Annotated in this window: 22 protein-coding genes and 1 other RNA gene; 16 read left to right on the forward strand and 7 right to left on the reverse strand. The window is 64.0% G+C overall.

The window, feature by feature from the left end; all coding sequences use genetic code 11:
• Positions 1-155: 155 nt before the first annotated feature.
• Entirely contained in the window at positions 156-824 is a 669-nt protein-coding gene (locus tag FFS37_RS02640; protein ID WP_137929369.1) for a c-type cytochrome, read from the reverse strand.
• Between the two features lie 193 nt (positions 825-1,017).
• Here FFS37_RS02640 and FFS37_RS02645 point away from each other — a divergent pair, with 193 nt between their 5' ends.
• Positions 1,018-1,746, forward strand: coding sequence for a 3-deoxy-manno-octulosonate cytidylyltransferase (locus FFS37_RS02645; protein WP_137929370.1), 729 nt, complete (start codon positions 1,018-1,020; stop codon positions 1,744-1,746).
• 9 nt (positions 1,747-1,755) lie between these two features.
• Positions 1,756-2,619, forward strand: coding sequence for a prephenate dehydratase (locus FFS37_RS02650; RefSeq protein WP_137929371.1), 864 nt, complete (start codon positions 1,756-1,758; stop codon positions 2,617-2,619).
• A 36-nt stretch (positions 2,620-2,655) separates the two neighbouring features.
• Here FFS37_RS02650 and FFS37_RS02655 read toward each other — a convergent pair whose 3' ends face one another.
• From FFS37_RS02655 to FFS37_RS02665, 3 genes are read right to left on the reverse strand one after another with little or no spacing between them, the layout of a single operon-like run.
• Positions 2,656-2,958, reverse strand: coding sequence for a Dabb family protein (locus tag FFS37_RS02655; protein ID WP_137929372.1), 303 nt, complete (start codon positions 2,956-2,958; stop codon positions 2,656-2,658).
• A gap of 9 nt (positions 2,959-2,967) precedes the next feature.
• A complete protein-coding gene (gene nudC, locus FFS37_RS02660; protein ID WP_137929373.1) occupies positions 2,968-3,909 on the reverse strand; it encodes an NAD(+) diphosphatase in 942 nt (313 codons plus the stop codon).
• Positions 3,910-3,960: 51 nt separating this feature from the next.
• Positions 3,961-4,380, reverse strand: a complete 420-nt coding sequence (locus FFS37_RS02665) for an HIT domain-containing protein (protein WP_137929374.1) — start codon at positions 4,378-4,380, stop codon at positions 3,961-3,963.
• A 145-nt stretch (positions 4,381-4,525) separates the two neighbouring features.
• Here FFS37_RS02665 and ffs point away from each other — a divergent pair.
• The 13 genes from ffs to FFS37_RS02730 all read left to right on the forward strand — a co-directional run bounded on the left by ffs (position 4,526) and on the right by FFS37_RS02730 (position 16,427).
• Positions 4,526-4,622, forward strand: an RNA gene (gene ffs, locus FFS37_RS02670) — signal recognition particle sRNA small type.
• Between the two features lie 104 nt (positions 4,623-4,726).
• The gene (locus tag FFS37_RS02675; RefSeq protein ID WP_137929375.1) at positions 4,727-6,559 is read left to right on the forward strand and encodes a DNA polymerase III subunit gamma/tau; all 1,833 of its coding nucleotides are present in this window, start codon (positions 4,727-4,729) and stop codon (positions 6,557-6,559) included.
• Between the two features lie 31 nt (positions 6,560-6,590).
• The gene (locus FFS37_RS02680; RefSeq protein WP_137929376.1) at positions 6,591-6,914 is read left to right on the forward strand and encodes a YbaB/EbfC family nucleoid-associated protein; all 324 of its coding nucleotides are present in this window, start codon (positions 6,591-6,593) and stop codon (positions 6,912-6,914) included.
• Between the two features lie 20 nt (positions 6,915-6,934).
• Positions 6,935-7,342, forward strand: a complete 408-nt coding sequence (locus FFS37_RS02685; RefSeq protein ID WP_137929377.1) for a hypothetical protein — start codon at positions 6,935-6,937, stop codon at positions 7,340-7,342.
• A gap of 221 nt (positions 7,343-7,563) precedes the next feature.
• Entirely contained in the window at positions 7,564-8,562 is a 999-nt protein-coding gene (locus FFS37_RS02690; protein ID WP_137929378.1) for a cell wall hydrolase, read from the forward strand.
• Between the two features lie 90 nt (positions 8,563-8,652).
• Positions 8,653-9,258 carry a recombination mediator RecR gene (recR, locus tag FFS37_RS02695; RefSeq protein ID WP_137929379.1) on the forward strand — a complete coding sequence of 202 codons (606 nt, stop codon included), beginning with the start codon at positions 8,653-8,655 and terminating at the stop codon, positions 9,256-9,258.
• Positions 9,259-9,340: 82 nt separating this feature from the next.
• The gene (locus FFS37_RS02700; RefSeq protein WP_137929380.1) at positions 9,341-10,570 is read left to right on the forward strand and encodes a lytic murein transglycosylase; all 1,230 of its coding nucleotides are present in this window, start codon (positions 9,341-9,343) and stop codon (positions 10,568-10,570) included.
• A gap of 254 nt (positions 10,571-10,824) precedes the next feature.
• Positions 10,825-12,468 carry an ABC transporter substrate-binding protein gene (locus FFS37_RS02705; RefSeq protein ID WP_137929381.1) on the forward strand — a complete coding sequence of 548 codons (1,644 nt, stop codon included), beginning with the start codon at positions 10,825-10,827 and terminating at the stop codon, positions 12,466-12,468.
• Between the two features lie 18 nt (positions 12,469-12,486).
• Complete coding sequence (locus FFS37_RS02710) at positions 12,487-13,554, forward strand: ABC transporter permease (protein WP_137929382.1); 1,068 nt, start codon at positions 12,487-12,489, stop codon at positions 13,552-13,554.
• Positions 13,551-14,471 carry a nickel transporter permease gene (gene nikC / locus FFS37_RS02715; RefSeq protein WP_137929383.1) on the forward strand — a complete coding sequence of 307 codons (921 nt, stop codon included), beginning with the start codon at positions 13,551-13,553 and terminating at the stop codon, positions 14,469-14,471. The genes FFS37_RS02710 and nikC overlap by 4 nt, the downstream gene beginning before the upstream one ends.
• Before the next feature lie 10 nt (positions 14,472-14,481).
• Positions 14,482-15,315, forward strand: coding sequence for an ABC transporter ATP-binding protein (locus FFS37_RS02720; protein WP_137929384.1), 834 nt, complete (start codon positions 14,482-14,484; stop codon positions 15,313-15,315).
• Complete coding sequence (locus tag FFS37_RS02725; RefSeq protein WP_137929385.1) at positions 15,312-16,061, forward strand: ABC transporter ATP-binding protein; 750 nt, start codon at positions 15,312-15,314, stop codon at positions 16,059-16,061. Before FFS37_RS02720 ends, FFS37_RS02725 begins: the two co-directional genes overlap by 4 nt.
• A gap of 51 nt (positions 16,062-16,112) precedes the next feature.
• Complete coding sequence (locus FFS37_RS02730) at positions 16,113-16,427, forward strand: hypothetical protein (RefSeq protein WP_210240428.1); 315 nt, start codon at positions 16,113-16,115, stop codon at positions 16,425-16,427.
• Between the two features lie 12 nt (positions 16,428-16,439).
• Here the strand turns inward: FFS37_RS02730 and FFS37_RS02735 are convergent, their stop codons facing one another.
• From FFS37_RS02735 to FFS37_RS02745, 3 genes are read right to left on the reverse strand one after another with little or no spacing between them, the layout of a single operon-like run.
• Complete coding sequence (locus tag FFS37_RS02735) at positions 16,440-19,538, reverse strand: efflux RND transporter permease subunit (RefSeq protein WP_137929387.1); 3,099 nt, start codon at positions 19,536-19,538, stop codon at positions 16,440-16,442.
• The gene (locus FFS37_RS02740; RefSeq protein WP_137929388.1) at positions 19,535-20,614 is read right to left on the reverse strand and encodes an efflux RND transporter periplasmic adaptor subunit; all 1,080 of its coding nucleotides are present in this window, start codon (positions 20,612-20,614) and stop codon (positions 19,535-19,537) included. The genes FFS37_RS02735 and FFS37_RS02740 overlap by 4 nt, the downstream gene beginning before the upstream one ends.
• Positions 20,611-21,744: an efflux RND transporter periplasmic adaptor subunit gene (locus tag FFS37_RS02745; protein WP_137929389.1), complete on the reverse strand. Its 1,134-nt coding sequence runs from the start codon at positions 21,742-21,744 to the stop codon at positions 20,611-20,613. Before FFS37_RS02745 ends, FFS37_RS02740 begins: the two co-directional genes overlap by 4 nt.
• Positions 21,745-21,985: 241 nt before the next feature.
• On the opposite strand from FFS37_RS02745, the gene FFS37_RS02750 reads away from it, so the two are divergent.
• On the forward strand, positions 21,986-23,263 hold the full coding sequence (locus tag FFS37_RS02750) for a 4-aminobutyrate--2-oxoglutarate transaminase (RefSeq protein WP_137929390.1): 1,278 nt from the start codon (positions 21,986-21,988) through the stop codon (positions 23,261-23,263).
• Positions 23,264-23,292 lie beyond the last annotated feature (29 nt).

Here is a 23,292-nt window from a genome sequence, read left to right on the forward strand (position 1 = left end):
GCGATGCGCGCGGATCATCCAGAAGCGCGATCCTAGATGATTTGGCGCCCGTGAAAACCGCAATGCGCCGGCTTTGTCGCCGCAACATGCGTTTTTTCCAACAAAAAAGCCGGGCAGAACCCGGCTTTTTCAAGATTGTGGAGATTACAAATTTTTCACTGGGCGGGCGCCGGCGCTGGAGCGGCGGGCTTGGCCGGTGCGGCAGCGTCAGCCGGCTTCGCTGGTGCTGCTCCGTCAGCCGGTTTCGCGGGTGCGGAGGCGTCGGCGGCAGCACCTGGCGTCGGCAGAGGCTTGGGATTGTCCGACAGCGTGCGCAGATAGGCGATGACGTTGGCACGGTCCTCGTCCTTGGGCAGGCCGGCGAAGCCCATGGCGGTGCCCTTCACGAACTTCTTCGGCGAGGTGATGAAGTGGTTGATGTTGTCATAGGTCCACTTCTCGGTGCCGCCCTTGGAAAATTCCTTCATGCCGGCCGAATAGGCGAAGCCTTCATGCTCGGCGACGGGACGATCGACGAGATCCCAGAGATCCGGGCCGACCTTGTTGGGGCCGCCCTTTTCGCCGGAATGGCAGGCCTGGCACTTCTTGAATACGGCCGCACCAGCCTCGGCATTGGCAGTCTGCAGGAGATCGGCGATCGGCTTGGCTTCGGCGGCGGGCGCTGCCGCGCCGCCTTCGGCGGGCTCAGCGGCCTCGATGGCGAAGCCGGGCTTTTCCGGGGCCGGCGAGGCAAACAGCGCGTCCGACACCAGGCCGACCGAGAAAACGACGAAAACGGTTCCGAGCAATCCGGCGAGCAGTTTGTTGACTTCGTTGGAATCCATTCGCCCCTTGCTCCCTTTTCCGGCGGACTGATCCGTCCACTCCGTCCGTCGGTATCGAGACCTGCCCTCCAGAGCCGGTCAAATCGGGCGGAAACTAGGTCTTTTGCTCGGGCGTTGCAACACCTATAAGGGCGCTTCCAGTGAGACCTTTTGCCACTTTTCCCCTCCTCTTTCGCAACGCCTTGCCAGACCGATGTCCACCCTGATCCTGATCCCGGCCCGCATGGCCTCGACCCGCCTCCCGGGCAAACCCCTGGCCGACATCTCCGGCGCGCCGATGATCGTCCATGTCGCCCGCCGTGCCGCCGAGGCGGACCTTGGCCGGGTTGTGGTGGCGACCGACACGCAAAGCGTGGCGCAAGCGGTGCGAGCGTATGGTTTCGAGGCCGTCATGACCCGCGTCGACCATGAATCGGGGTCCGACCGCATCCACGAGGCCCTCCTGGCGCTCGATCCCCGTGGCCAGGTCGAGACCATCGTCAATGTGCAGGGCGACCTGCCGACCATCGATCCCGCGATCATCGCCGCTTCGCTACGGCCGTTCGAGGACATCGGGGTCGATATCGCCACGCTTGGCGTCGAGATCGTCCGCGACGAGGAAAAGACCAATCCCAACGTCGTCAAGATCGTCGGCTCGCCGTTGTCGGCCACCAGGCTGCGGGCGCTCTATTTCACCCGCGCCACCGCGCCGTGGGGCGAGGGGGCGCTTTACCACCATGTCGGCCTCTACGCCTATCGCCGCGCGGCGCTCGAGCGCTTCGTCGCCCTGAAACCGTCGCCGCTCGAACGCCGCGAACGGCTGGAGCAGTTGCGGGCGCTGGAGGCCGGCATGCGCATCGATGCCGAGATCGTCCAGTCGCTGCCGCTTGGCGTCGACACGCCGCAAGACCTGGAGCGCGCCAGGGAAATCCTTTCAAACTGAGACATCAGCATGCCTGACAAGACCAACAGAATATCCTTCCAGGGCGAGCCCGGCGCCAATTCCGACACGGCCTGCCGCAACGTCTATCCTTCGATGGAGCCGTTGCCGTGCCCGACCTTCGAGGACGCGTTCAACGCGGTCGAGACCGGCAAGGCCGATCTCGCCATGATTCCGATCGAGAACACGATCGCCGGACGTGTCGCCGACATCCACCATCTGCTGCCTGAGTCGCGGATGCACATCGTCGGCGAATATTTCCTGCCGATCCATTTTCAGCTGATGGTGCTGCCCGGCGTCAAGCGCGATGAAATCAAGACCGTGCACACGCACATCCATGCGCTTGGCCAGTGCCGCAAATACATCCGCAAGAATGGCTGGAAGGGTGTGGTTGCCGGAGATACGGCGGGTGCCGCCAAGATGGTCTCCGAGGTCAAGGATCGCAGCATGGCGGCGCTGTCGCCCGCGCTGGCCGCGACGCTCTATGGGCTCGATATTATCGAGGAGAACGTCGAGGATACCGATTCCAACGTCACTCGTTTCGTTGTCCTGACCAAGAGCAAGCAGTGGGCGGAACGTCCGTCAACGGACGTCAAGATGATGACCACCTTCATCTTCCGCGTTCGCAACGTGCCGGCCGCGCTCTACAAGGCCATGGGCGGCTTCGCCACCAACGGCATCAACATGACCAAGCTGGAGAGCTACCAATTGGGCGCCTTCACCGCGACGCTGTTCTACGCCGACATCGAGGGCCATCCCGATGACCCCCTGGTCAAGCTGGCGCTCGACGAACTGCGCTTCTTCTCACGGGAAGTGCGCATTCTTGGCGTCTATCCGGCCAGCCAGTCGCGCGAGCAGTGGAAGGTCGCGGATTAGCGCCGGCCTAAATTCAGCTGAAACCCACCTGAACTTTCAGCCGAATCCCAGCGGTACATAGTCGATCTCCATGAATTTCTCGACTTCGGGCACCCAGCGGTCCCGCACGAAGGCGACGTGGTCCGGATGGTCGTTGTACTTGGTGTAGGCGGCCTGGTCGGCGAACTCCATGGAGAAGCCGAACTGGTAGTCGTTCTTCGGGCTTACCTGGCGCAATTGCTCGAAATGGGTGACGCCCTTGATCGCGGAAAGGATCTTGCGCGCATCGTGCAGGAAGCGTTTCGTCTCCAGCGAATGCTGCGCATGCTTCAGTGTGAACACGACGGTGTGGCGGATCATTTCCTGCTCCTATTCGCTGTCGACCCAGGCACGGATGAGGTGATGCGCGATAGCCCCCTTTGGCGGTGTGATCAAGCCATCGGCGTGCTCACGGGTCAGCATCAGTCGCACCTCGTCGCGGAAGAACCAGCGGCAGTCTTCCAGCTCGTTGAGATCCGCCTGGATGTCTTCGTTGAGCGGCTCGCCGAAGCAGCCGATCATTAGCGAATAGGGAAACGGCCAGGGCTGGCTGGCATGGTAGACGACGCGGCCGAGCCGGATGCCGGCTTCCTCCAGCGTTTCGCGCCGCACCGCCGCCTCGATCGTCTCGCCGGGCTCGATGAAGCCTGCCAGCGCCGAATACATGCCCGGCGCGAAATGCCGGCCGCGCCCGAGCAGGCATTTCTCCCGTGTCGCCGTCAGCATGATCGCCACCGGGTCGGTGCGCGGAAAATGCTCGGTGCCGCAATTGGGGCAATGCCGCTTGTAGCCGCCGGCGCGCATCTGCGATTGCGTGCCGCATTTGCTGCAGAAGCGGTGGCTGGCATGCCAGGCAAGCAGCGCCGCCCCTTGCGCCATGGCACCGGCCGCCGCCTCGTCGATAAGGCCTTGCATGTAGACCGAACGGTAGTCGATCGCCTTGGCGGTTTCCGGCAATTGCTCGGCATCGACGCCGGCCACAACCGCCAGCACCGGCCCCTGTTCGGAAAAACCGAGCAGCACGCTCTGCTCGAAGGACGGCTTGAAAGGGGCGCTCTCGGCGATATCGTACCAGGGGTCGAAAGCGCCGTCGGCGAGCTTCAGGTAGAGCCGCCCGCCATTCATCAGAAGCAACCGCGTCGTTGGATCGGCCAGCGCCTTGTCGACTGAATCGTCAGCCCGGTTCTCGGATTGTCGGTCGATCCTGTTGCCGGCAAAACCGACGAACTGGCTCGGCTCGCGCAGCGGCGCGTCAAACAGGCGGAAGCTCATGCGGTCTCTGGTGCTTTGGATGGACATGTTCGGGATGGACACGGCGAAGGCTTATAGCGCCGCCCGGATCGTTTCGGCAAACCGGTAGAGGTCGGATCGCTGATAGGGCTCGCGCAGGCCATGGCCCCATACGGGGCCGGGCCAGCCGGGATCGTGCTCGGAGCGGGCGATGACATGGATGTGCAACTGACGCACGATGTTGCCCAGCGCCCCGGTATTGATCTTGGTACAGCCGGTAACCTTCTTCAGCGCCTGCGCCACCATATTGGTCTCGAAGGTCAGCATGGCCTGGTCGAGCGGCGTCATGTCGTGGATCTCTTCAGCGCCCGGCCGTTGCGGCACCAGAAGCAGCCATGGCCAGCGGCGATCGTTCATTACCCGCAATTCACACAGCCCAAGCCACATCAATTGCTCGCTGTCCGCCTCCAGCCGGGCATCCAGCGTGAATCCGGCCTTCAGGCCCGGCAGCATCGGCGTTTCCTTGCTTTTCTTGGTTTCCTCAAACTCATGAACGCTAGAGCGGCAATGCCGGGGCTGCAAGCGAATCTCGTGCCTTGCGATGCCGATTTGCCCGGCGCACTTGCATTTCGTCGCGCAATTGCCGATATGGACGGCGGGAGGTTGGTGGTGGACGATCCACTCGCCAACCGGGTCAGGTCCGGAAGGAAGCAGCCCTAACGAGCCCGGAACGGGTCATTGTTCCAGCCTCCCACCTCATTGGCCACCCCGCGACATTGACGGCGCATTGCTGCGCGGGCGAGACTATGCGCAGGAATGGGCCGCTTTCGGGCGCGGTCTTTGGGAGCTTTACGGGCGAATGAGCGAAGCCGGGAATTCGGGACCAAAAAGCCTGGAGCCAAAAGGTCCGGAGAATGGCAAGACCGCCGCCTATCGCGTTCTGGCGCGCAAATACCGTCCTTCGAATTTTTCCGAGCTGGTCGGCCAGGAGCCGATGGTGCGCACCCTCACCAACGCCTTTGCCTCCGGCCGCATCGCCCAGGCCTGGATGCTGACCGGCGTGCGCGGTGTCGGCAAGACGACCACGGCGCGCATTCTGGCGCGTGCGCTGAACTACAAGACATCAACGGTCGATCAGCCTTCGGTCGATCTCTCCGTGCCGGGCGAGCACTGCCAGGCGATCATGGAAGGCCGCCATGTCGATGTCATCGAGATGGATGCCGCCTCGCACACCGGCATCGACGACATCAGGGACATCATCGAGCGTGTCCGTTACGCGCCGGTCTCCGCGCGCTACAAGGTCTATATCATCGACGAAGTGCACATGCTGTCGACGCAGGCCTTCAACGGCCTGCTGAAGACGCTGGAAGAGCCGCCGCCGCATGTAAAGTTCATCTTCGCCACCACCGAGATCCGCAAGGTTCCGATCACCGTCCTGTCGCGCTGTCAGCGTTTCGACCTGAGGCGCATCGATGCCGGCGCGCTGGTCGCGCATCTTTCGGCCATCGCCGGCAAGGAAGGCATTTCGGTCGACGACGACGCGCTGGCGATGATCGCGCGCGCCGCCGAAGGCTCGGCGCGTGATTCGCTGTCCATTCTCGATCAGGCGATCGCCCACGGCGCCGGCTCGGTCAGCGCCGAAGCGGTGCGCGCCATGCTGGGCCTCGCCGACCGCGCCCGCATCGTCGATCTGTTCGAGCATGTCATGAAGGGCGACGTGGCGGCGGCACTCGCCGAATTCCGCACCCAGTACGACACCGGCGCCGATCCGGCCGCCGTGCTGACCGATCTTGCCGAATTCAATCATCTCGTCACCCGGCTGCGCTTCGTGCCGACCGCCATGGACGATGCGTCGCTGTCGCAGGACGAGCGCCAGCGCGGTGCCGATTTCGCGGCCAGGCTGTCGGTGCGCGTGCTGTCGCGGACCTGGCAGATGCTGCTCAAGGGTATTCCCGAGGTACAATCCTCCAACCGTCCTGTCAGTGCCGCCGAAATGGTGCTGATCCGGCTGGCGCACGCCGCCGACCTGCCGACGCTGGACGAGGCGCTGCGGTCGCTCGAAGGCGCAGCGCCGGTTCAAGGCGGTGCGCCGCGCCCCAACGGGACGCCGACCGGGCCTGGCGGTGGCAACGGCGCCAGCGCGGTGGCGCAGACGCGCATGCCCACCGGATCGGGCGGTGCACAGACCATGCGCCTTGTCGAGGCTACATCAGCCCCGGCCGCCTTCGTCGCGCCGCCGCAGCCGGCGGCTGAAGTGCAGCAGGTCCCTCTGAAATCGCTGGCGGACATTGTGGCGCTGGCCGACGCCCAGCGCGACATCGCCTTCAAGGTTCTGGTCAAGCGCTGCATCCGCCCCGTGCGCATCGAACCGGGCCGTATCGACGTCAGCCTGACCGACGACGCGCCCAAGATGCTGCTCAACGAGCTGACGACCAAGCTGCGCGCCTGGACCGGCCGCAGCTGGCTGGTGTCGTTGTCGAAGGAAGAGGGCGGCCAGACGCTGGCCGAGATGGAATCGACCAAGCGCGAGAACGCCTTCCTCGATGCCAAGAGCGACCCGACCGTTGCCGCCATCCTGGCGCGCTTTCCCGGCGCCAAGATCATTGATGTGCGCATTCCCGACGCGCCGGAGGCAGATGCGGCCGAAGCCGAAGTGCCGGTCGAGCCGCCAGCCGACGACGACGAACCCTGACATCCAGCACCAATCCGCAAAGGATCCCACCATGAAAGATCTTCTCGGCCTGATGGGCAAGGCGAAGGAAATGCAGGCCAAGTTCCAGGCCATGCAGGACGAGATCGCCACGGTTGAAGCCGTGGGGCAGGCCGGCGGTGGGCTGGTCAACGTGACGCTGAGCGGAAAGTTCGACATGAAGTCGCTCAAGATCGACCCGTCGCTGTTCAAGGAGGACGATGTCGAGATTCTCGAGGACCTGCTGCTTGCCGCCCACAACGACGCCAAGGCCAAGGTCGAGCAGATCATGCAGGAGAAGACCAAGGCGCTGACAGCAGGCCTGCCGATTCCTCCGGGAATGAAGCTGCCGTTCTAGCCCCCAGTGGCAACGCGCCCATGATCGATGAACCGTCTGAAAGATTGATCGAGCAGCGTATTCGCAACAGGATCTACGAGATCCTGGAAATCCTGGCCGATTGTGACGCCGGCGTCGATATCGTCGGCATCAAGGGCTACTTCAATCTGTTCGAGGACTTTGTGCACCGCCCGTCGATCGAGGCCGGCTCCTCCGCGCTTTCGAAAGAGGAACGGGAGATCGTGCTGGAGATCGCCGAGTTCCTTGAGGCGGCCTCCGAGACCAATCCCGATTTCACCAAGGCCGAGTTCATCGACAGCGACTGGCCGGGCAAGATCGGCCCGACGGCAAGGGCCGCGCGCGCTGTTTTCCTCAGGCGCGGCCTGTTCTCAGAGAAAGTCGAAGAGACCGAGCCCGGTCAGCCGGTCGCGATCGCCGCCGGGCGGTAGGACTGTTCCAGGAAGAACCGGACCGGTTTCCGCAATTACGGCGAAACAAAGAGAGAGCCATCATCGCCTTTGTGAGACGATGGCGCGATCTATCTGGAAAGTCACGATTTGTGTCTATTCGGTAACAGTTCATCACTAATAACGTTTTAGCCATCATTTTGCCCGAAAGTGTCTCATTCTTGCCGCAACCTGGGGCGGGCATGAAGTGAGAGGGTAGCCTGTTGATCGTCACACGATGGAAGATGCCGCTGTTGCTCGGCGTCGTTACGTCTCCCTTGTTCCTGGCCGCCTGCAGCCAGACGACCTCGCATGGTATGTCGGTCTCCAGCCTGACCGATGCCATCACGCCGAGTTTCCTCACCTCGCGCGCCTCCAGCCACACGCCGAAGGACCGGGAATGCCTGGAACGGGCGATGTTCTTCGAATCCAACCGCTCGAGCCGCGACGGCATGATCGCCGTCGGCACGGTGGTGATGAACCGTCTGCGTTCCGGCAATCATGGCACCACCATTTGCCAGGTGGTGGGTGAGCCGGGCCAGTTTGCGCCCGGCGTCATGACCCGGCCGATGAATTCTCGCGCCATGCCCGATGTCGAGGAAGCCGCCGACGCCGTGCTCAGGGGCGAGCGCAAGGCCAAGCTCAAGAACACCATGTATTTCCACACCGCCGGTTTGCGTTTCCCCTACAAGAACATGCACTACACGATGGTTGCGGGAGGCAATGCCTTCTACGAGAAGCGCGGCCGCAACTGGCAGCCGCTGCCGGATGAGCCGATGGTCGCCGTCGCTTCCGCCGGATCGGAGATCGTCAAGCCGGCCGCACCGGTCATGATGGTTGCCTCCGCGGCGCCCCTGCGCCCAGCCAAGCCCGCTGCCCGCAATGTTGCGGGACAACAGGTCTTCATGACCGCCGCAGCCGAGCCGGCACCCGCGCCGGCCAGGACGAAGGTCGTCCCTGTACAGGATACCTATGCGACGGCCTCCCTGGCGCCGCCAGCCAAATCCGGTCGCGTCCAGGCAAAGCAGACGCTGGTTGCAATGCAGGAGCCGATGGAAGAGCCCGATGCCGCCCGCTTTGGCGGAACCTTGAACACGAAGGTCATCTCGTCGGTCCAGGGTCAGCCGCAGGAAGCGGCGATGGGCTTCCAGTCTACGCCTGAGAACACGGATGCCATCGGCGCCATGATCGTCAGCCAGGGCCGCCCGCTCGAGGCCAACTGATCCGTTCCCAACGATCCGCCATGGCAGCATGGTGGCTCGTGACTGGACGGAAGATGTTCCAAAGCGCTCTGAAAAATCCTAGATCAGGCGATGTCCAAGCGAATCGCCGGCCCCGAGATCGAACGCCTGATCCAGCTCCTGGCCAAGGTGCCGGGGCTCGGGCCGCGTTCGGCCAGGCGCGCGGCGCTGCATCTGATCAAGAAAAAGGAACAACTGCTGTCGCCGCTGGCGGCCGCGATGGGAGAGGCCGCCGACAAGGTGCGCATCTGCTCCACCTGCGGCAATGTCGACACATCGGATCCTTGCATGATCTGCACCGACCCACGCCGCGATGCCGCGACACTGATCGTCGTCGAGGACGTCTCCGACCTCTGGGCGCTGGAGCGGGCGGCGGCGATGAACGTGCGCTACCATGTGCTGGGCGGCACGCTGTCGCCGCTCGACGGCATCGGTCCCGACCAGCTCAACATCCGCTCGCTGATCGACCGTGTCGCCGGCGGCGAGGTCAAGGAGATCATCCTGGCCGTCAACGCCACCGTCGAGGGCCAGACCACGGCGCACTACCTCACCGATCAACTGTCCGGTTTCGAAGTCAAGGTGACGCGCCTTGCGCATGGCGTGCCGGTGGGCGGCGAACTCGACTATCTCGATGAAGGCACGTTGGCAGCGGCGCTGCGCTCGCGGACGGCATTTTGACAAGATTGGCGGGAAGGGTGCGGTCATGAGCGGTTTTTTCCGAGCGATTGCACTCCGTGTGAAGGAACGCAAACTTCAACAAATGGCGGCAGCAATTTTTCTTGCCGCCTTGGCGATTTTGGCATTCGCCGCTCCTTCCCGCGCCGCCAAGGTCGACGATCAGTTCCAGGCCTGGCTGCAGACCGATCTCTGGCCCGAGGCCAAGGCGAAGGGCATATCCAAAACGACCTTCGACGCGGCCTTCAAAGGCATCAAGCCCAATCTGAAGCTGCCGGACCTGGTCATGCCCGGCGAGAAGCCGAAGACGCCGCAGAAGCAGCACCAGGCCGAGTTCGGCTCGCCCGGCGCCTATTTCGCCGAGAAGACCATCGGGGCCGTAACAGCCGGCGGTCGCACACGCGAAGCGGCCAACGCCAGGACACTTGCCGCGATTGAAAAGCGTTACGGCGTGCCGGGCGAGATTGTTCTGGCGATCTGGGGCCGCGAGACCGGCTTTGGCGCGGCGAAAATGCCTTACGATGCCTTCGAGGTGCTGGGCACCAAGGCCTTCATGTCGACCAAAAAGGACTTCTTCCGCACCGAACTGCTGGCGGCGCTGGAAATCGTCCAGCGCGGCCTGGCTCCGGTCGGCGCCATGAAATCCTCCTGGGCCGGCGCGCTCGGCCAGCCGCAATTCATGCCGACGTCGTTCCTTAAGCACGCGGTCGCCTTCGACGGTGGCGGCCGGCCCGACATCTGGAACTCTACCCCCGACGTGCTCGCCTCGATCGCCAACTATCTCGTCCACTATGGCTGGGTGAGGGGGCGTGGCTGGGGCTTCGAGGTGACCGTGCCGCAGAGCGTGTCCTGTTCTCTAGAGGGACCGGACCAGGGCAAGACGATCTCGCAATGGGCGGCAATGGGAATAAAGCGCGTCGGCGGCAAAGCGTTTCCGGCGAGCGAATTGAAGGCGGAAGGCTTCCTGCTGATGCCGGCCGGACGCAGCGGTCCAGCCTTCATCGCCACGCCCAATTTCTACGTGCTGAAAGAATACAACACCAGCGACCTCTACGCGCTGTTCATCGGTCATGGCGCCGACCGCATCGCCCATGGCGATGCGAATTTTTCCGGCAAATGGGGTCCGGTCGGCGATCTCCACCGCTCCGATATCGCCGCCTTGCAGCGGACGCTGGAAGCCAAGGGCTATGATGTCGGCAGCGCCGACGGACTGCCCGGCTTCAAGACACGCCGCTCGATCGGCAAATGGCAGGAGAAGAACGGTCAGGCCGCGACCTGCTTTCCCGATGCCGGCCTCGTCGCCACGCTGAAATAGCGCTGCACCCAGCCAGGATTTTCCCGATCGGCGGCCTTGATCGGCATGCCCGTGCGTCGACTGGCAACCGGCCCGCCTGCTCACATAAGCCATCGCCGAAATGCTCGTTGCCGGCTGCGGGGCCGCCGGATATGCTGTTGACCAATTGGACAAAAACCACGACGCTACGTGGTCAATGGGCCCTTGCCGGCCTTGAAAAGAATACTGCAATCCTGAGCCGGGAACTCAGGTCAACAAAACAGGGAACGATCACCATGATGATGGAAAAGCTTGCTCTACGATCCCGCATGTTGCTTGCGGGTGCAGCCATGTCCGCCTTGCTTCTGGCCGGCGCGCCGGCAGGCGCGGTCACGCCCGCCGACACGCTGGTCGAAGGTTTTGCGATCGACGACATCATCTCCATGGATCCGGGCGAGGCGTTCGAGTTGTCGACAGCCGAGGTCACCGGCAACACCTATGATCTGCTGGTCCGGCTCGATCTCAGCGACACCTCCAAGGTCAAGGCCGACCTCGCCGAAAGCTGGAAGGTTTCCGACGATGGCCTGACCTACACCTTCAAGCTCAAGCCCGGCCTCAAATTCGCCTCGGGCAATCCGATCACCGCGGCGGATGTCGCCTATTCCTTCGAGCGGGTCGTCAAATTGGACAAGTCGCCGGCCTTCATCATCGAACAGTTCGGCATCAGCGGCGACAATGTCGCCGAAAAGGCCAAGGCGGTTGACGACACCACCTTCCAGTTCACCGTGGACAAGGCCTATGCGCCAAGCTTCGTGCTGAACTGCCTCTCCGCCACGGTCGCCTCGGTGGTCGATTCCAAGCTGGTCAAGGAACACGTCGTCAAGGCAGAGCCCACCGCCGACTACAAATGGGACAATGATTTCGGCAATGCCTGGCTCAAGACCGGCTATGCCGGCTCGGGTGCCTACAAGCTGCGGGAATGGCGCGCCAACGAGGCGGTGGTCATGGAACGCAACGACAATTATTACGGCGAGAAGGCCAAGCTCGCCCGCGTCATCTACCGCAACATGAAGGAAAGCTCTGCCCAACGCCTGGCGCTCGAAGCCGGCGACATCGACGTTGCCCGCAACCTCGAGCCGAACGACCTCGACGCCATCGCCAAGAACGCCGACCTCACGACCACCAGCGCGCCGAAGGGCACGGTCTATTACATCAGCCTCAACCAGAAGAACCCGAACCTCGCCAAGCCCGAGGTCCGTCAGGCCTTCAAATACCTGGTCGACTATGATGCCTTGAGCACCACCATCCTCAAGGGCATCGGCGAGATCCACCAGACCTTCCTGCCCAAGGGCGTGCTGGGCGAACTGGACGAGAATCCGTTCAAGCTCGACGTCGCCAAGGCCAAGGAATTGCTGGCCAAGGCCGGCCTGCCCGACGGCTTCAGCGTCACCATGGATGTGCGCACCGGCCAGCCGACCACCGGCATGGCGGAATCGATCCAGCAGACGCTCGGACAGGCCGGCATCAAGCTGGAGATCATCCCCGGCGACGGCAAGCAGACACTGACCAAATACCGCGCCCGCAACCACGACATCTATATCGGCCAGTGGGGCCAGGACTATTTCGATCCGAACTCCAATGCCCAGACCTTCGCCTCGAACCCCGACAATTCGGATGCGGGCAAATCCAAGACGCTCGCCTGGCGCAATGCCTGGGACATTCCGGACCTGACCAAGGAAACGGAAGCGGCGCTGCTGGAAAAGGATTCGGGCAAGCGCGCCGACATGTACAAGGATCTCGAGAAGAAGATCCTCGACACCAGCCCCTTCGTCCTCATCCATCAGCAGCTGGAAGTCGCCGGCCTGCGCAAGAACCTCAAGGGCTTCGCCCTCGGTCCGAGCTTCGACACCAATTTCGTCGGGCCGGTCTCGAAGGAATAGCATCGGCGGACGCCGCGCGTGAGCGTAGCTGACAATCAGGTGGCGGCAGGGCGCGGCAGCGCCCGTGCCGTTGCCATCCTTTCCGCGATCGGCCGCTTCCTGGTGATCGCGGTCACGACCTATCTTGGTCTGCTCGCGGTCACCTTCTTCATCGGACGGGTCATTCCGATCGACCCGGTGCTGGCGGTGCTTGGCGACCGGGCTCCCACCGCGGTCGTGGAACGCACACGCCGCGAAATGGGGCTCGACCTGCCATGGATCGAGCAGTTCTACATCTATGTCAAAAACGCCCTGAGCGGTGATTTCGGCACCTCGGTGCTGACCACCAATCCTGTCATGACCGACATTCGCCGCGTCTTTCCAGCGACCATCGAACTGGCGACGCTGGGTACCATCATGGGGGCGGTCATCGGTGTGCCGCTGGGCGTGCTCGCCGCGGTCAAACGCGGCAGTCTCATCGACCAGATCGCGCGCATCGTCGGCCTGATCGGCTATTCCGTGCCGATCTTCTGGCTCGGCCTGCTGGGCCTGGTCCTGTTCTACGCCAAGCTGCAATGGGTCGCCTTCCCGGCGCGGCTCGACGTCGTCTATGAATACACCTTCACGCCGATCACCGGCTTCTACCTGCTCGACGCCGCCATGCAGGGCCAGTGGGATGTCTTCTGGGACGCCTGGCGCCACATCGTGCTGCCGGCGTCGCTGCTCGGCTATCTTTCGCTCGCCTATATCAGCCGCATGACGCGCTCCTTCATGCTCAACGAGCTGTCGCAGGAGTACATCGTTGCCGCGCGCGCCAAGGGCCTGTCGGAGCGGCGCATCATCTGGGGTCACGCGCTGCGCAATGCCGCGGTGCCGATGGTCACCGTGATCGCCCTTTCCTATGCCAATCTGCTCGAAGGCTCGGTGCTGACCGAGACCGTCTTCTCCTGGCCGGGCATCGGGCTCTACATCACCAATTCACTGCAGAATGCCGACATGAACGCGGTGCTGGGCGGCACCATCGCCATCGGGTCGGTGTTCATCGGCATCAACCTCTTGTCCGATCTTTTGTACCGGTTGCTCGACCCGAGGACGAAATCGACATGAGCGCCGGCGCCGTCCAGAGCCGTCGCGACTGGCTGCTCAGCGAGCGGCCGGCCTCGCGCGTCCAGGCAAGGCTTGGCCGCGCCTATGTCGCCTGGCGGCGCTTCACGGCCAACCGGCTGGCTTTCGTCGGCTTGCTCATCATCCTCGCGCTGGTGGTGGTTGCCGCTCTTGCCGACGTGCTGGCGCCCTATTCTCCGACTATCGGCGACCTCAAGAATGCGCGCCTCATGGCGCCTGGCGCCGCGCACTGGTTCGGCACCGACGACCTTGGCCGCGATATCTATTCGCGCATCGTCTACGGCTCGCGCTGGACGCTTTATGTCGTCATCCTCGTCGCCATCATCGCCGCCCCCATCGGGCTACTGGTCGGCACAGTTGCCGGCTACGCCGGAGGCTGGACCGATGCCATCCTGATGCGGATCACCGATATCTTCCTCGCTTTTCCCAAGCTGGTGCTGGCGCTGGCCTTCGTCGCCGCCCTTGGCCCCGGCATTGAGAATGCGGTGATCGCCATCGCCATCACCTCCTGGCCGCCTTACGCCCGCATTGCCCGCGCCGAAACGCTGACCGTGCGCAACTCCGACTACATCAAGGCGGTGCAATTGATGGGCGCTTCGCCCTTCCGCATCGTGCTGCGCCACATCATGCCGCTCTGCATCTCCTCGCTGATCATCCGGGTAACTCTCGACATGGCCGGCATCATCCTCACCGCCGCCGGCCTTGGCTTTCTCGGGCTCGGCGCGCAGCCGCCGCTGCCCGAATGGGGCGCCATGATCGCGTCGGGCCGCCGCTTCATCCTTGATCAATGGTGGGTAGCCGGAGCGCCTGGCGCCGCGATCCTGATCGTCAGTCTGGGTTTCAACCTGCTTGGCGACGGCCTGCGCGACGCGCTCGATCCCCGGAGCGGCGACCAATGAGCGGCGACCGATGAGCACGCTTCTTGACGTACAGGATTTGCGCGTCACCTTCCCGACCCGCATCGGGCTGGTCGAGGCCGTGCGCGGCGTCTCCTTCTCGCTCGGCCGCGAGCGGCTGGGCATCGTCGGCGAGAGCGGCTCGGGCAAGTCGCAGACCGGCCGCGCCATCATGGGCCTGACGCCGCCACAGGCGAGGATATCGGCGACAAAGTTGACTTTCGACGGCATCGACCTGCTCGCCGCCTCGCCGCGCGAACGCCGGGCACTGCGCGGCAACCGCATCGCCATGATCCTGCAGGACCCCAAATACTCGCTCGATCCGGTGATGAGCATCGGGCGCCAGATCGTCGAGACTTTGCGCACGCATGAGAAGGTCTCGAAGGCGCAAGCCCGCGAGCGGGCGCTCGCCATGCTGGAAGCGGTGCAGATCCGCGACCCCAAACGCGTCTTCGACCTGCACCCGCACGAAGTCTCCGGCGGCATGGGCCAGCGCGCCATGATCGCCATGATGCTGATCGCCGGACCGGAAATGATGATCGCAGACGAGCCGACCTCGGCGCTCGATGTGACGGTGCAACTCGAAGTGCTGGGCATTCTCGACCGGCTGGTCAGCCAGCGCGGCATGGGGCTGATCTTCATCTCGCACGATCTGCGCCTGGTCTCTTCTTTCTGCGACCGGGTGCTCGTCATGTATGCCGGCAAGGTGGTCGAGCAGCTCAAGGCTTCCGAGCTCAGCCAGGCGCAGCACCCCTACACGCGCGGCCTGCTCAATTGCATGCCCAGGATCGATGCCGACCGGCATCCGCTGCCGGTGCTGGACCGCAAGCCGGAGTGGGCGGCATGACATCAGCGATATCAGTCGACAGGCTGGAAGTGATCTTCGACCGCTTTCGCGCGTTGAAGGGTGTCAGCCTCGATGTCGAGCCCGGCGAATCCTTCGGGCTGGTCGGCGAGAGCGGTTCCGGCAAGTCGACGCTGCTCAGGGCGATCGTCGGCCTCGCACCGGTTGCCTCGGGCAGCATCGCCGTCAATGGCAAGACGCTCGGGCCGCGCCGCGACAAGGCGTTCTACCGGGAAGTGCAGATGGTCTTCCAGGACCCCTACGGCTCGCTGCATCCGCGCCAGACCGTCGATCGCCTCCTGCAGGAGCCGCTTGCCATTCACGGTTTCGCCGACAGCGAAAAACGCATCGAGCGGGCGCTGGACGAGGTCGGCCTCGGCAAGGGCTTCCGCTTCCGCTACGCGCATCAACTGTCGGGCGGCCAGCGCCAGCGCGTGGCGATCGCGCGGGCACTGATCCTCGAGCCCTCGATCCTGCTGCTCGACGAACCGACCTCGGCGCTCGATGCCTCGGTCCAGGCCGAAGTGCTGAACCTCCTGGAAGAGGTGCGCCGCCGCCGCAAGCTCACCTTCCTGATGGTCAGCCACGACCTCGCCATCATCACCCACATGTGCGGGCGGCTGATGGTGATGCAAGGCGGCGAAGCGGTGGAGAATCTGGCAGCGAACGACCTCGTCGAGCGCCGCGTGACCAAGGATTATACGCGCAACCTGCTCAAGGCGAGCGAGGGGTTTGTGAGAACCACTTGAATACCGTTCTCTTTCTCGTGCGCAGAACCAACCAATTTTCAGAGGATTCCCATGGAGAACTGGGCGTTTTCAGATCCACCCAATGTCGCGGTGTTTGTGGATCGGGGCATAGTTACCCGAGGCGATTGGATCGCATATGTCTCGCATGACGATGACGACGGCAGCTGGCAATTTCACAATAGCGGGGCAGGCCCTGTGGACGATGGTGATATAATGGTCGTCAGCTTGCAAAACGTTGTGAAGCGGGATGAAAGCATTTCAGCTTTGGCCGACTTGCCGGAAGGCTGGCATGCTTGGCGCAACTCAAAATCATCGCCTTGGCAACGCGCCAAATCACGCCCTGCACCCTCCAACGACAACGAGTGATGCCGCAGGCACCTAAGTCGAACTTTGCGCCAGTTCGCCTTTCTCTGCGACGGATAGTTCGCCACCTTCCTTCGGTTCCTTGATCCTGAACCACGTCACATAAAGCGCAGGCAGGAACAGCAGCGTGATCGCCGTGCCGGCGATGATGCCGCCCATCATGGCGTAGGCCATCGGCCCCCAGAACACTTCTCGCGCGATCGGGATCAGCGCCAGACTGGCGGCCGCCGCCGTCAGCGCGATCGGCCGCATGCGGTGTTCGGTGGCCTCGATGACCGCTATCCAACGGTCCTTGCCCTCGCGCACGAGATCCTCGATCTGCACGATCAGGATCACCGAATTGCGGATCAGGATGCCGATCAGCGCCAGTACGCCGAGGATGGCGACGAAGCCGAGCGGCGCGCCGCTCGGCACCAGGGCCGCCACCACGCCGATCAGGCCGAGCGGAGCAACCGCCACCACCAGGAACAGCCGCTGGAAGCTCTGCAACTGCACCATCAGGATGGTCGCCATGACGAACAGCATCAGCGGCACCACGGCGGCGATCGGCCCCTGGCTCTTGCCGCTTTCCTCCACCGAACCGGCCGTCTCGATGGAATAGCCCGGCGGCAACTTGGCGATGAAGGCCTCGACCGACGGTTTCAGCTCGTTGACGACGGTGGCAGGCAGCACGTCGCCGACCAGCCCGGCGCGTACTGTGATGGTCGGGATGCGGTCGCGCCGCCACACCGTGGGCTGTTCGAGGTCGTAGCGGAAATTGGCGACCGCGGCGAGCGGGATCGCCTCGCCGGTGCTGGTCGGGAGCTGCATGTTCTGCAGCGTCTCGATCGAGCCGCGCTCGGCATCGCGCGAGCGCGCCACGACGTTGATGAGATAGGTCGCGTCGCGCACCTGCGTGATCGTCGCGCCGCCCACCGTGCTGTTCAGTGCGCTGGCGATGTCGGAGGACGTGATGCCGAGCTGGCGCGCCTTGTCCTGCAGCACGTCTACCCTGAGCACCCGCTGCGGCTCGTTCCAGTCGAAGGTCGGCGCGGCAAGCTTCGGATTGGCCGAGATGATGCCGGCGAATTGCTGCGCCAGTTCCCGCACGGTCTGAATGTCGGGACCGCCGACGCGGTACTGCACGGGGCGGCCGACCGGCGGCCCGAGCTCGAGCGGCTTGACGAAGGCGTCGGTGCCGACGAATTCTTCGCGCAGCAGCTTCTCCAGCGCCGGCTTCACCCGGTTGCGCGCCTCTATGCTCTTGGTGACGATGACGGTCTGGCCGAAATAGGGATTGGCCGGCTGCACGTCATAGGCCAGCACGAAGCGAACCGCGCCCTGGCCTATGTAGGACGAGAAGTGGTCGATGTCGGGATTGCCGACCAGCGCGCGCTGCTCGAAGCGCTCCATCTGGTCGCGCGTTTCGGCAATCGAGGAATTCTGCGGCAGGTTCCAGTCGACGATCAGTTCCGGCCGGTCGGAAGGCGGGAAGAACTGCTGCTGGACGAGGCCGAAGCCGGCGATCGAGGCGGCGAAGAGGAGCACCGTCACGATGATCGTCAGCCAATGGCGGCGCACGGACAGGACCAGTATGCGCCGGAACAGCGCGGTGAAGCGTCCCGGCTGGTCGTGATGCTTGGTCTTCATCGTCGCCGGCAGGATGGTGACGCCGAGCAGCGGCGCGAACAGCACCGCCACGATCCACGACACCAGCAGCGAGACGGCGATGACGACGAACAGCGTGAATGTGTATTCGCCGGCAGCGCTCGAGTTGAGGCCGATCGGAATGAAGCCGGCCACCGTCACCAGCGTGCCGGTCAGCATCGGGAAGGCGGTCGATGTGTAGACATAGGTTGCCGCCTTGCGCAGGCTGTCGCCGACCTCCAGCCGCGCCACCATCATCTCCACCGCGATCATCGCATCGTCGACGAGAAGACCGAGCGCGATGATCAGTGCGCCAAGCGAAATGCGCTGCAGCGAGATGCCGAGATATTCCATGACCGTGAAGGTGATGGCCAATACAAGCGGGATCGACAGCGCCACCACGAAACCGGCGCGCATGCCGAGGCTGATGAACGACACCGCCAGGACGATGGCGACGGCCTCGAACAGCGCGCGCGTGAAGCCCGAGACGGCCTCTTCGACGATGACGGGCTGGTCGGCGACCAGATGCACGCCGACACCGACCGGCAGGTCGGCAAGCACCTTGTTCATCTCGTCGTGCAGGGCTTCGCCGAACTGCAGGAGGTTGGCGTTGGGCTTCATGCCGATGGCGAGCCCGATCGCGTCCTGGCCGTTGAAACGGAACAGCGCCGTCGGCGGATCCGCATAGCCGCGCGTGATCGTCGCCACGTCGCTCAGCCTGAAGAAGCGGTCGTTGACGCGCAGGTTGATGGCGCGCAGGCTTTCCTCTGATGTGAACTGGCCGCCGACCCGCACGCTGATGCGTTCGGGTCCGGACTGGATGACGCCCGAAGGCGTGATGGCATTCTGCGCCTGCAGGCTGGCGACGATCTGCTGCTGGTTGAGGCCGAGAGCCGCGATCTGGCGCGTCGAGAATTCGAGATAGATCGCCTCGTCCTGCGCGCCGACCAGATCGACCTTGCCGGCGTTGGGCACCGTCAGGATCTTGGTGCGGACATCCTCGACATAGTCACGCAATTGGCGTGGCGTCAGCCCGTCTGAGGTGAAGGCATAGATGTTGCCGTAGACATCGCCGAAGCGGTCGTTGAAGAACGGCCCCTGGACGCCTTGCGGAAACTGCGCCTTGATGTCGTTGACCATATTGCGCACCTGAAGCCAGTTGGGCACGACGTCGCGCGCCTTGGTGGTGTCCTTCAGGTTGACGAAGATGACGGTCTGGCCGGCTGTCGTGACCGATTTGGTGTAGTCCAGGCTGTCGAGTTCCTCGAGCTTCTTCTCGATGCGGTCGGTAACCTGTTGCACGGTCTCCTTCACCGAGGCGCCGGGCCAGTTGGCCTGGATGATCATCGTCTTGATGGTGAAGGCCGGGTCTTCTTCGCGGCCGAGATTGAGGTAGGAGAACACGCCGGCCACCACGAAGACCAGCATGAAATACCAGACCATGGAGCGGTGGTTGAGCGCCCAGTCGGAGAGATTGAAGCCTTTCATGAGGCCCCTCCCTCGGGCACTTTCACCTTCTGTCCCTCACTCAGGCTGTGGACGCCCGCGGTGACGACGCGCATGCCGGCCTCCAGCCCCTGCGCCACCGTGAAAGTGCCGCCATTCTTCGCCGCGACAGTGATGTCGCGCGTGCTTACGCTCGATGTCTGCGGATCGACGATCCACACCTTGGCCGAGCCGTCCTTTTCGAGCAGTGCGGACATCGGCAGTTCGATCGTGGGCGTGACCTTGGTCATGCGGGTGGCTGTCACCGTCGAGCCCAGCCTGAAGGCCTGCGGCGGATCGGTCAGGGTCAGCTTCACGCGGCGTGTGCGGGTCGAGCCTTCGGCTTGCGGCGCGATCTCGCGCAGCTTGGCCTCGGTCTGGATCGTTGGTAGCGATTGCAGGATGACCTCGAACGGCGTGCCGACCGGGAGATCGTCGGTCAGCTGGTCTGGAATGTCGACCACCGCTTCGCGCAGGTCCGAGCGCGCCACGGTGACGACCGTCTGGCCAGCCGAGACCGTTTGCCCGACCTCGGCGCCGACAGCGGTGACGACGCCGTCGAAATCGGAAAACAGCCTGGCATAGCCCAATTGCTCCTGCGACTTGGCCAGTGAAGCCTTTGCTCGCTCGACGCTGGCTTCGGCTGCCTTGCGTGCCTGTTGTGCGGCGTCGAATGTCGATTGCGGCGTGTTGGCCGAGGCAAGCAACTGGCGTTGCCGCTCCTCGCTGGCGGCGGCATTGGCGAACTGGGCCTCCGCGTTGGAGAGCTCCGCCTTGGCTGCCTGGACGGCCAGCTCCAGCGCGGTCGGATCGAGTGCCGCGATCGTCGTGCCCTTGCTGACGAGATCGCCGACCTTGACGTCGCGCGAGACGACACGGCCGAGCAGCCTGAAGGCAAGGTCGGCGCTGACCTGTGGCTCGACGGATCCGGCAAAGCCGAAGGTCTGGGTGGTACGCGGCTCGACCACGACCGAAAGCACCGGGCGGATGATCTCCGGCGGCTTTTCGTCCGACTTCGAACAGGCGGCAAGCGCGCCAAGAGCGGCAAGGCCAAGCAGCATCGAGGGCAGCCGGTTCATTGCGCCGCTCCCGATATCTCGACCGTCTGGCCGGGGCTGAGCAATTGCCCGCCCGCGGTGACCACGCTCTGCCCCTCGTTCAGCCCCTTGGCGATGACGACGGTGCCGGAATCGAAAGCCAGCACCTCGACCGGCGCCGTCGTCACCGCCTTTGTCGAGGGATCGACGACCCAGACCGCCGGCTTGCCGGCGCTGGATGTCAGCGCCTGCCAGGGCAGCAGGATGGCCTTCGCCGGCTTGGCGCTGACCGAGCCGATGACGGCCGCCCCCAGCGGCATGCCGGCGGGCGTGTCGGGAATGCCGACCTTGACCCGTATCGAACCGGAGGCCTGGTCGACCGCCGGCGAGATTTCGCGCACCTTGCCCGTCGCCCTGACCTGCGGATCCGACAACAGCGTGATCGTCACCGCCGGCGACGCCGGCGTCTTGGCGACAAGCGTTTCCTGCACGTTGAACACCGCGTCGCGGTCGCCGTCCTCGGCGACGGTGAAGACGGTCTGCGCGGCCTGCACCACCTGTCCAGCTTCGACCTGGCGGGCAGTGATGACGCCCGGGGCACCTGCCGTAAGCTCCGTGAAGGACAGGTTCTGCTGTGCGTTGGCGAGCGCGCTCTGCGCGGCATCGACGCTGCCTTGCGCCACTTTCAGCGCCTGGTCGGCCGAATCATAGTCGCGCCTTGTGGTAAAGCCTTGCGCGAGCAGCGTCTTCTGCCGCTCGAAAGTGGCCGCGGCCTGGGTCAGTTGCGCCTGCGCGGCATCGAGATCGGCCTGTGCCGAGCGCAGATCGGATTCCTGTTCCTGCGGGTCGATCCTGGCAAGCACAGCGCCCTTGTCGACATGCTGGCCGATATCGACGAGCCGCTCGGCGACGCGGCCGCCGACCCGGAACGAGAGATTGTTCAGCGTGCGCGCCGCGATCACCCCGGTCAGCGAGGTTCGCGGGGCATAGTCGGCCACCGCCACCGTTTCGGTGCGCACCATGATCGGCAGTTTCTTGGCCACGGCTTCCTGCTTCTGGCAACCGGCCAGCAGCAACAGCGCCACACAGGCGCACATTGCGATCGGAAAGGGCAAAAGGCGGGAGGTTCTGACGGATGGCGGCGAGACGGACGATGTCGCGTACCTGCTCATGGACTCCCCCAGCCGCGGGCTTCTCGCTGGTCGCGATGCCTCGCGAATATCCTGAGGATAATCGATCCCGGGAAAAAGGAAACCGTTCTCGTACGCGTACCGCCCGACTGGTTAAGGCGGGATCGCCGTCAGGCCCAATCGACCCGGCGATGGTGCCGGCTTGAGGAAAATCTGAAATAAGGCCAGAAGGGCACTCAATACCGTCAAACCAGAACGGGCGCCGGCCCGAAGAGGGATTACCATGAAGAATTCAGCCATTTCCGAACGCAAGAACCAGTCGATCTCACGCGGCGTCGGCATGACCACGCAGATTTATGCCGACCGGGCTGAAAATTCGGAAATCTGGGATGTCGAAGGCCGCCGCTACATCGACTTCTCCTCGGGCATCGCCGTCGTCAACACCGGCCACCGCCACCCCAAGGTGATCGAGGCGGTCAAGGCGCAGCTCGACCGCTTCACACACACCTGCCACCAGGTCGTGCCTTATGAAAGCTATGTGCGGCTGGCAGAACGGCTCAACGCCATGCTGCCGGGCAAGTTCGAGAAGAAGACCATCTTCGTCACCACCGGCGCCGAAGCCGTCGAGAACGCCATCAAGATCGCCCGCAACGCCACTGGCCGCCAGGCCGTGATCGCATTCGGCGGCGGTTTCCACGGCCGCACCTTCATGGGCATGGCGCTGACCGGCAAGGTCGTCCCCTACAAGGTCGGCTTCGGCGCCATGCCGGGCGACGTCTACCACGTGCCGTTCCCGGTTTCCCTGCACGGTGTCTCTGTCGCCGATTCGCTTGCCGCGCTCGACAAGCTGTTCAAGGCCGATGTCGATCCGGCCCGCGTCGCCGCCATCATCATCGAGCCGGTCCAGGGCGAGGGTGGCTTCTACGACGCGCCGCGTGAACTTCTCACCGCGCTGCGCAAGCTCTGCGACCAGCACGGCATGCTGCTCATCGCCGACGAGGTGCAGACCGGCTTTGCCCGCACGGGCAAGATGTTCGCCATGGACCACCATGAGGTGGCCGCCGACATCACCACCATGGCCAAGAGCCTGGCCGGCGGCTTCCCGCTGTCGGCTGTCACCGGCCGCGCCGAGATCATGGATGCGCCTGGTCCCGGCGGGCTCGGCGGCACCTATGGCGGCAGCCCGATCGGCGTCGCCGCCGCGCATGCCGTTCTCGACGTGATCGAAGACGAAAAGCTGTGCGACCGCGCCAACACGCTCGGCGCGCGGCTGAAGCAGCGCCTGGAGTCGATTCGCGATGACGTGCCCGAGATCGTCGACATCCGCGGCCTCGGCTTCATGAACGCCGTCGAGTTCAACGACGTCAAGAAGGGCCTGCCGTCGGCCGAGATCGCCAATGCCATCCGCTTGAAGGCGCTCGACAAGGGCCTGATCCTGCTGACCTGCGGCGTCTACGGCAACGTCATCCGCTTCCTGGCGCCGATCACCATCCAGGACGGGGTCATGAACGAGGCGCTCGACATTCTGGAAAGCTCGATCCGCGAAGTCTGCGCTGCCTGATTGGACGTCGCCCAATTTTCCTGACGACC

The organism is Mesorhizobium comanense (assembly GCF_005503535.1).
GTDB lineage: Bacteria > Pseudomonadota > Alphaproteobacteria > Rhizobiales > Rhizobiaceae > Mesorhizobium > Mesorhizobium comanense.

Bases quoted from the DNA above. Each gene is read 5' to 3' on its own strand.
- FFS37_RS02700 (WP_137929380.1), top strand. From the start codon at position 9,341: ATGGCGGCAGCAATTTTTCTTGCCGCCTTGGCGATTTTGGCATTCGCC.
- FFS37_RS02645 (WP_137929370.1), top strand. From the start codon at position 1,018: ATGTCCACCCTGATCCTGATCCCGGCCCGCATGGCCTCGACCCGCCTC.
- FFS37_RS02745 (WP_137929389.1), bottom strand. From the start codon at position 21,744: ATGAGCAGGTACGCGACATCGTCCGTCTCGCCGCCATCCGTCAGAACC.
- FFS37_RS02655 (WP_137929372.1), bottom strand. From the start codon at position 2,958: ATGATCCGCCACACCGTCGTGTTCACACTGAAGCATGCGCAGCATTCG.
- FFS37_RS02680 (WP_137929376.1), top strand. From the start codon at position 6,591: ATGAAAGATCTTCTCGGCCTGATGGGCAAGGCGAAGGAAATGCAGGCC.
- FFS37_RS02730 (WP_210240428.1), top strand. From the start codon at position 16,113: ATGGAGAACTGGGCGTTTTCAGATCCACCCAATGTCGCGGTGTTTGTG.
- FFS37_RS02705 (WP_137929381.1), top strand. From the start codon at position 10,825: ATGATGATGGAAAAGCTTGCTCTACGATCCCGCATGTTGCTTGCGGGT.
- nikC (WP_137929383.1), top strand. From the start codon at position 13,551: ATGAGCGCCGGCGCCGTCCAGAGCCGTCGCGACTGGCTGCTCAGCGAG.
- FFS37_RS02720 (WP_137929384.1), top strand. From the start codon at position 14,482: ATGAGCACGCTTCTTGACGTACAGGATTTGCGCGTCACCTTCCCGACC.
- FFS37_RS02725 (WP_137929385.1), top strand. From the start codon at position 15,312: ATGACATCAGCGATATCAGTCGACAGGCTGGAAGTGATCTTCGACCGC.
- nudC (WP_137929373.1), bottom strand. From the start codon at position 3,909: ATGAGCTTCCGCCTGTTTGACGCGCCGCTGCGCGAGCCGAGCCAGTTC.
- FFS37_RS02750 (WP_137929390.1), top strand. From the start codon at position 21,986: ATGAAGAATTCAGCCATTTCCGAACGCAAGAACCAGTCGATCTCACGC.
- FFS37_RS02640 (WP_137929369.1), bottom strand. From the start codon at position 824: ATGGATTCCAACGAAGTCAACAAACTGCTCGCCGGATTGCTCGGAACC.
- FFS37_RS02685 (WP_137929377.1), top strand. From the start codon at position 6,935: ATGATCGATGAACCGTCTGAAAGATTGATCGAGCAGCGTATTCGCAAC.
- FFS37_RS02735 (WP_137929387.1), bottom strand. From the start codon at position 19,538: ATGAAAGGCTTCAATCTCTCCGACTGGGCGCTCAACCACCGCTCCATG.
- FFS37_RS02675 (WP_137929375.1), top strand. From the start codon at position 4,727: ATGAGCGAAGCCGGGAATTCGGGACCAAAAAGCCTGGAGCCAAAAGGT.
- recR (WP_137929379.1), top strand. From the start codon at position 8,653: ATGTCCAAGCGAATCGCCGGCCCCGAGATCGAACGCCTGATCCAGCTC.
- FFS37_RS02650 (WP_137929371.1), top strand. From the start codon at position 1,756: ATGCCTGACAAGACCAACAGAATATCCTTCCAGGGCGAGCCCGGCGCC.
- FFS37_RS02740 (WP_137929388.1), bottom strand. From the start codon at position 20,614: ATGAACCGGCTGCCCTCGATGCTGCTTGGCCTTGCCGCTCTTGGCGCG.
- FFS37_RS02665 (WP_137929374.1), bottom strand. From the start codon at position 4,380: ATGCTGCCGGGCCTGAAGGCCGGATTCACGCTGGATGCCCGGCTGGAG.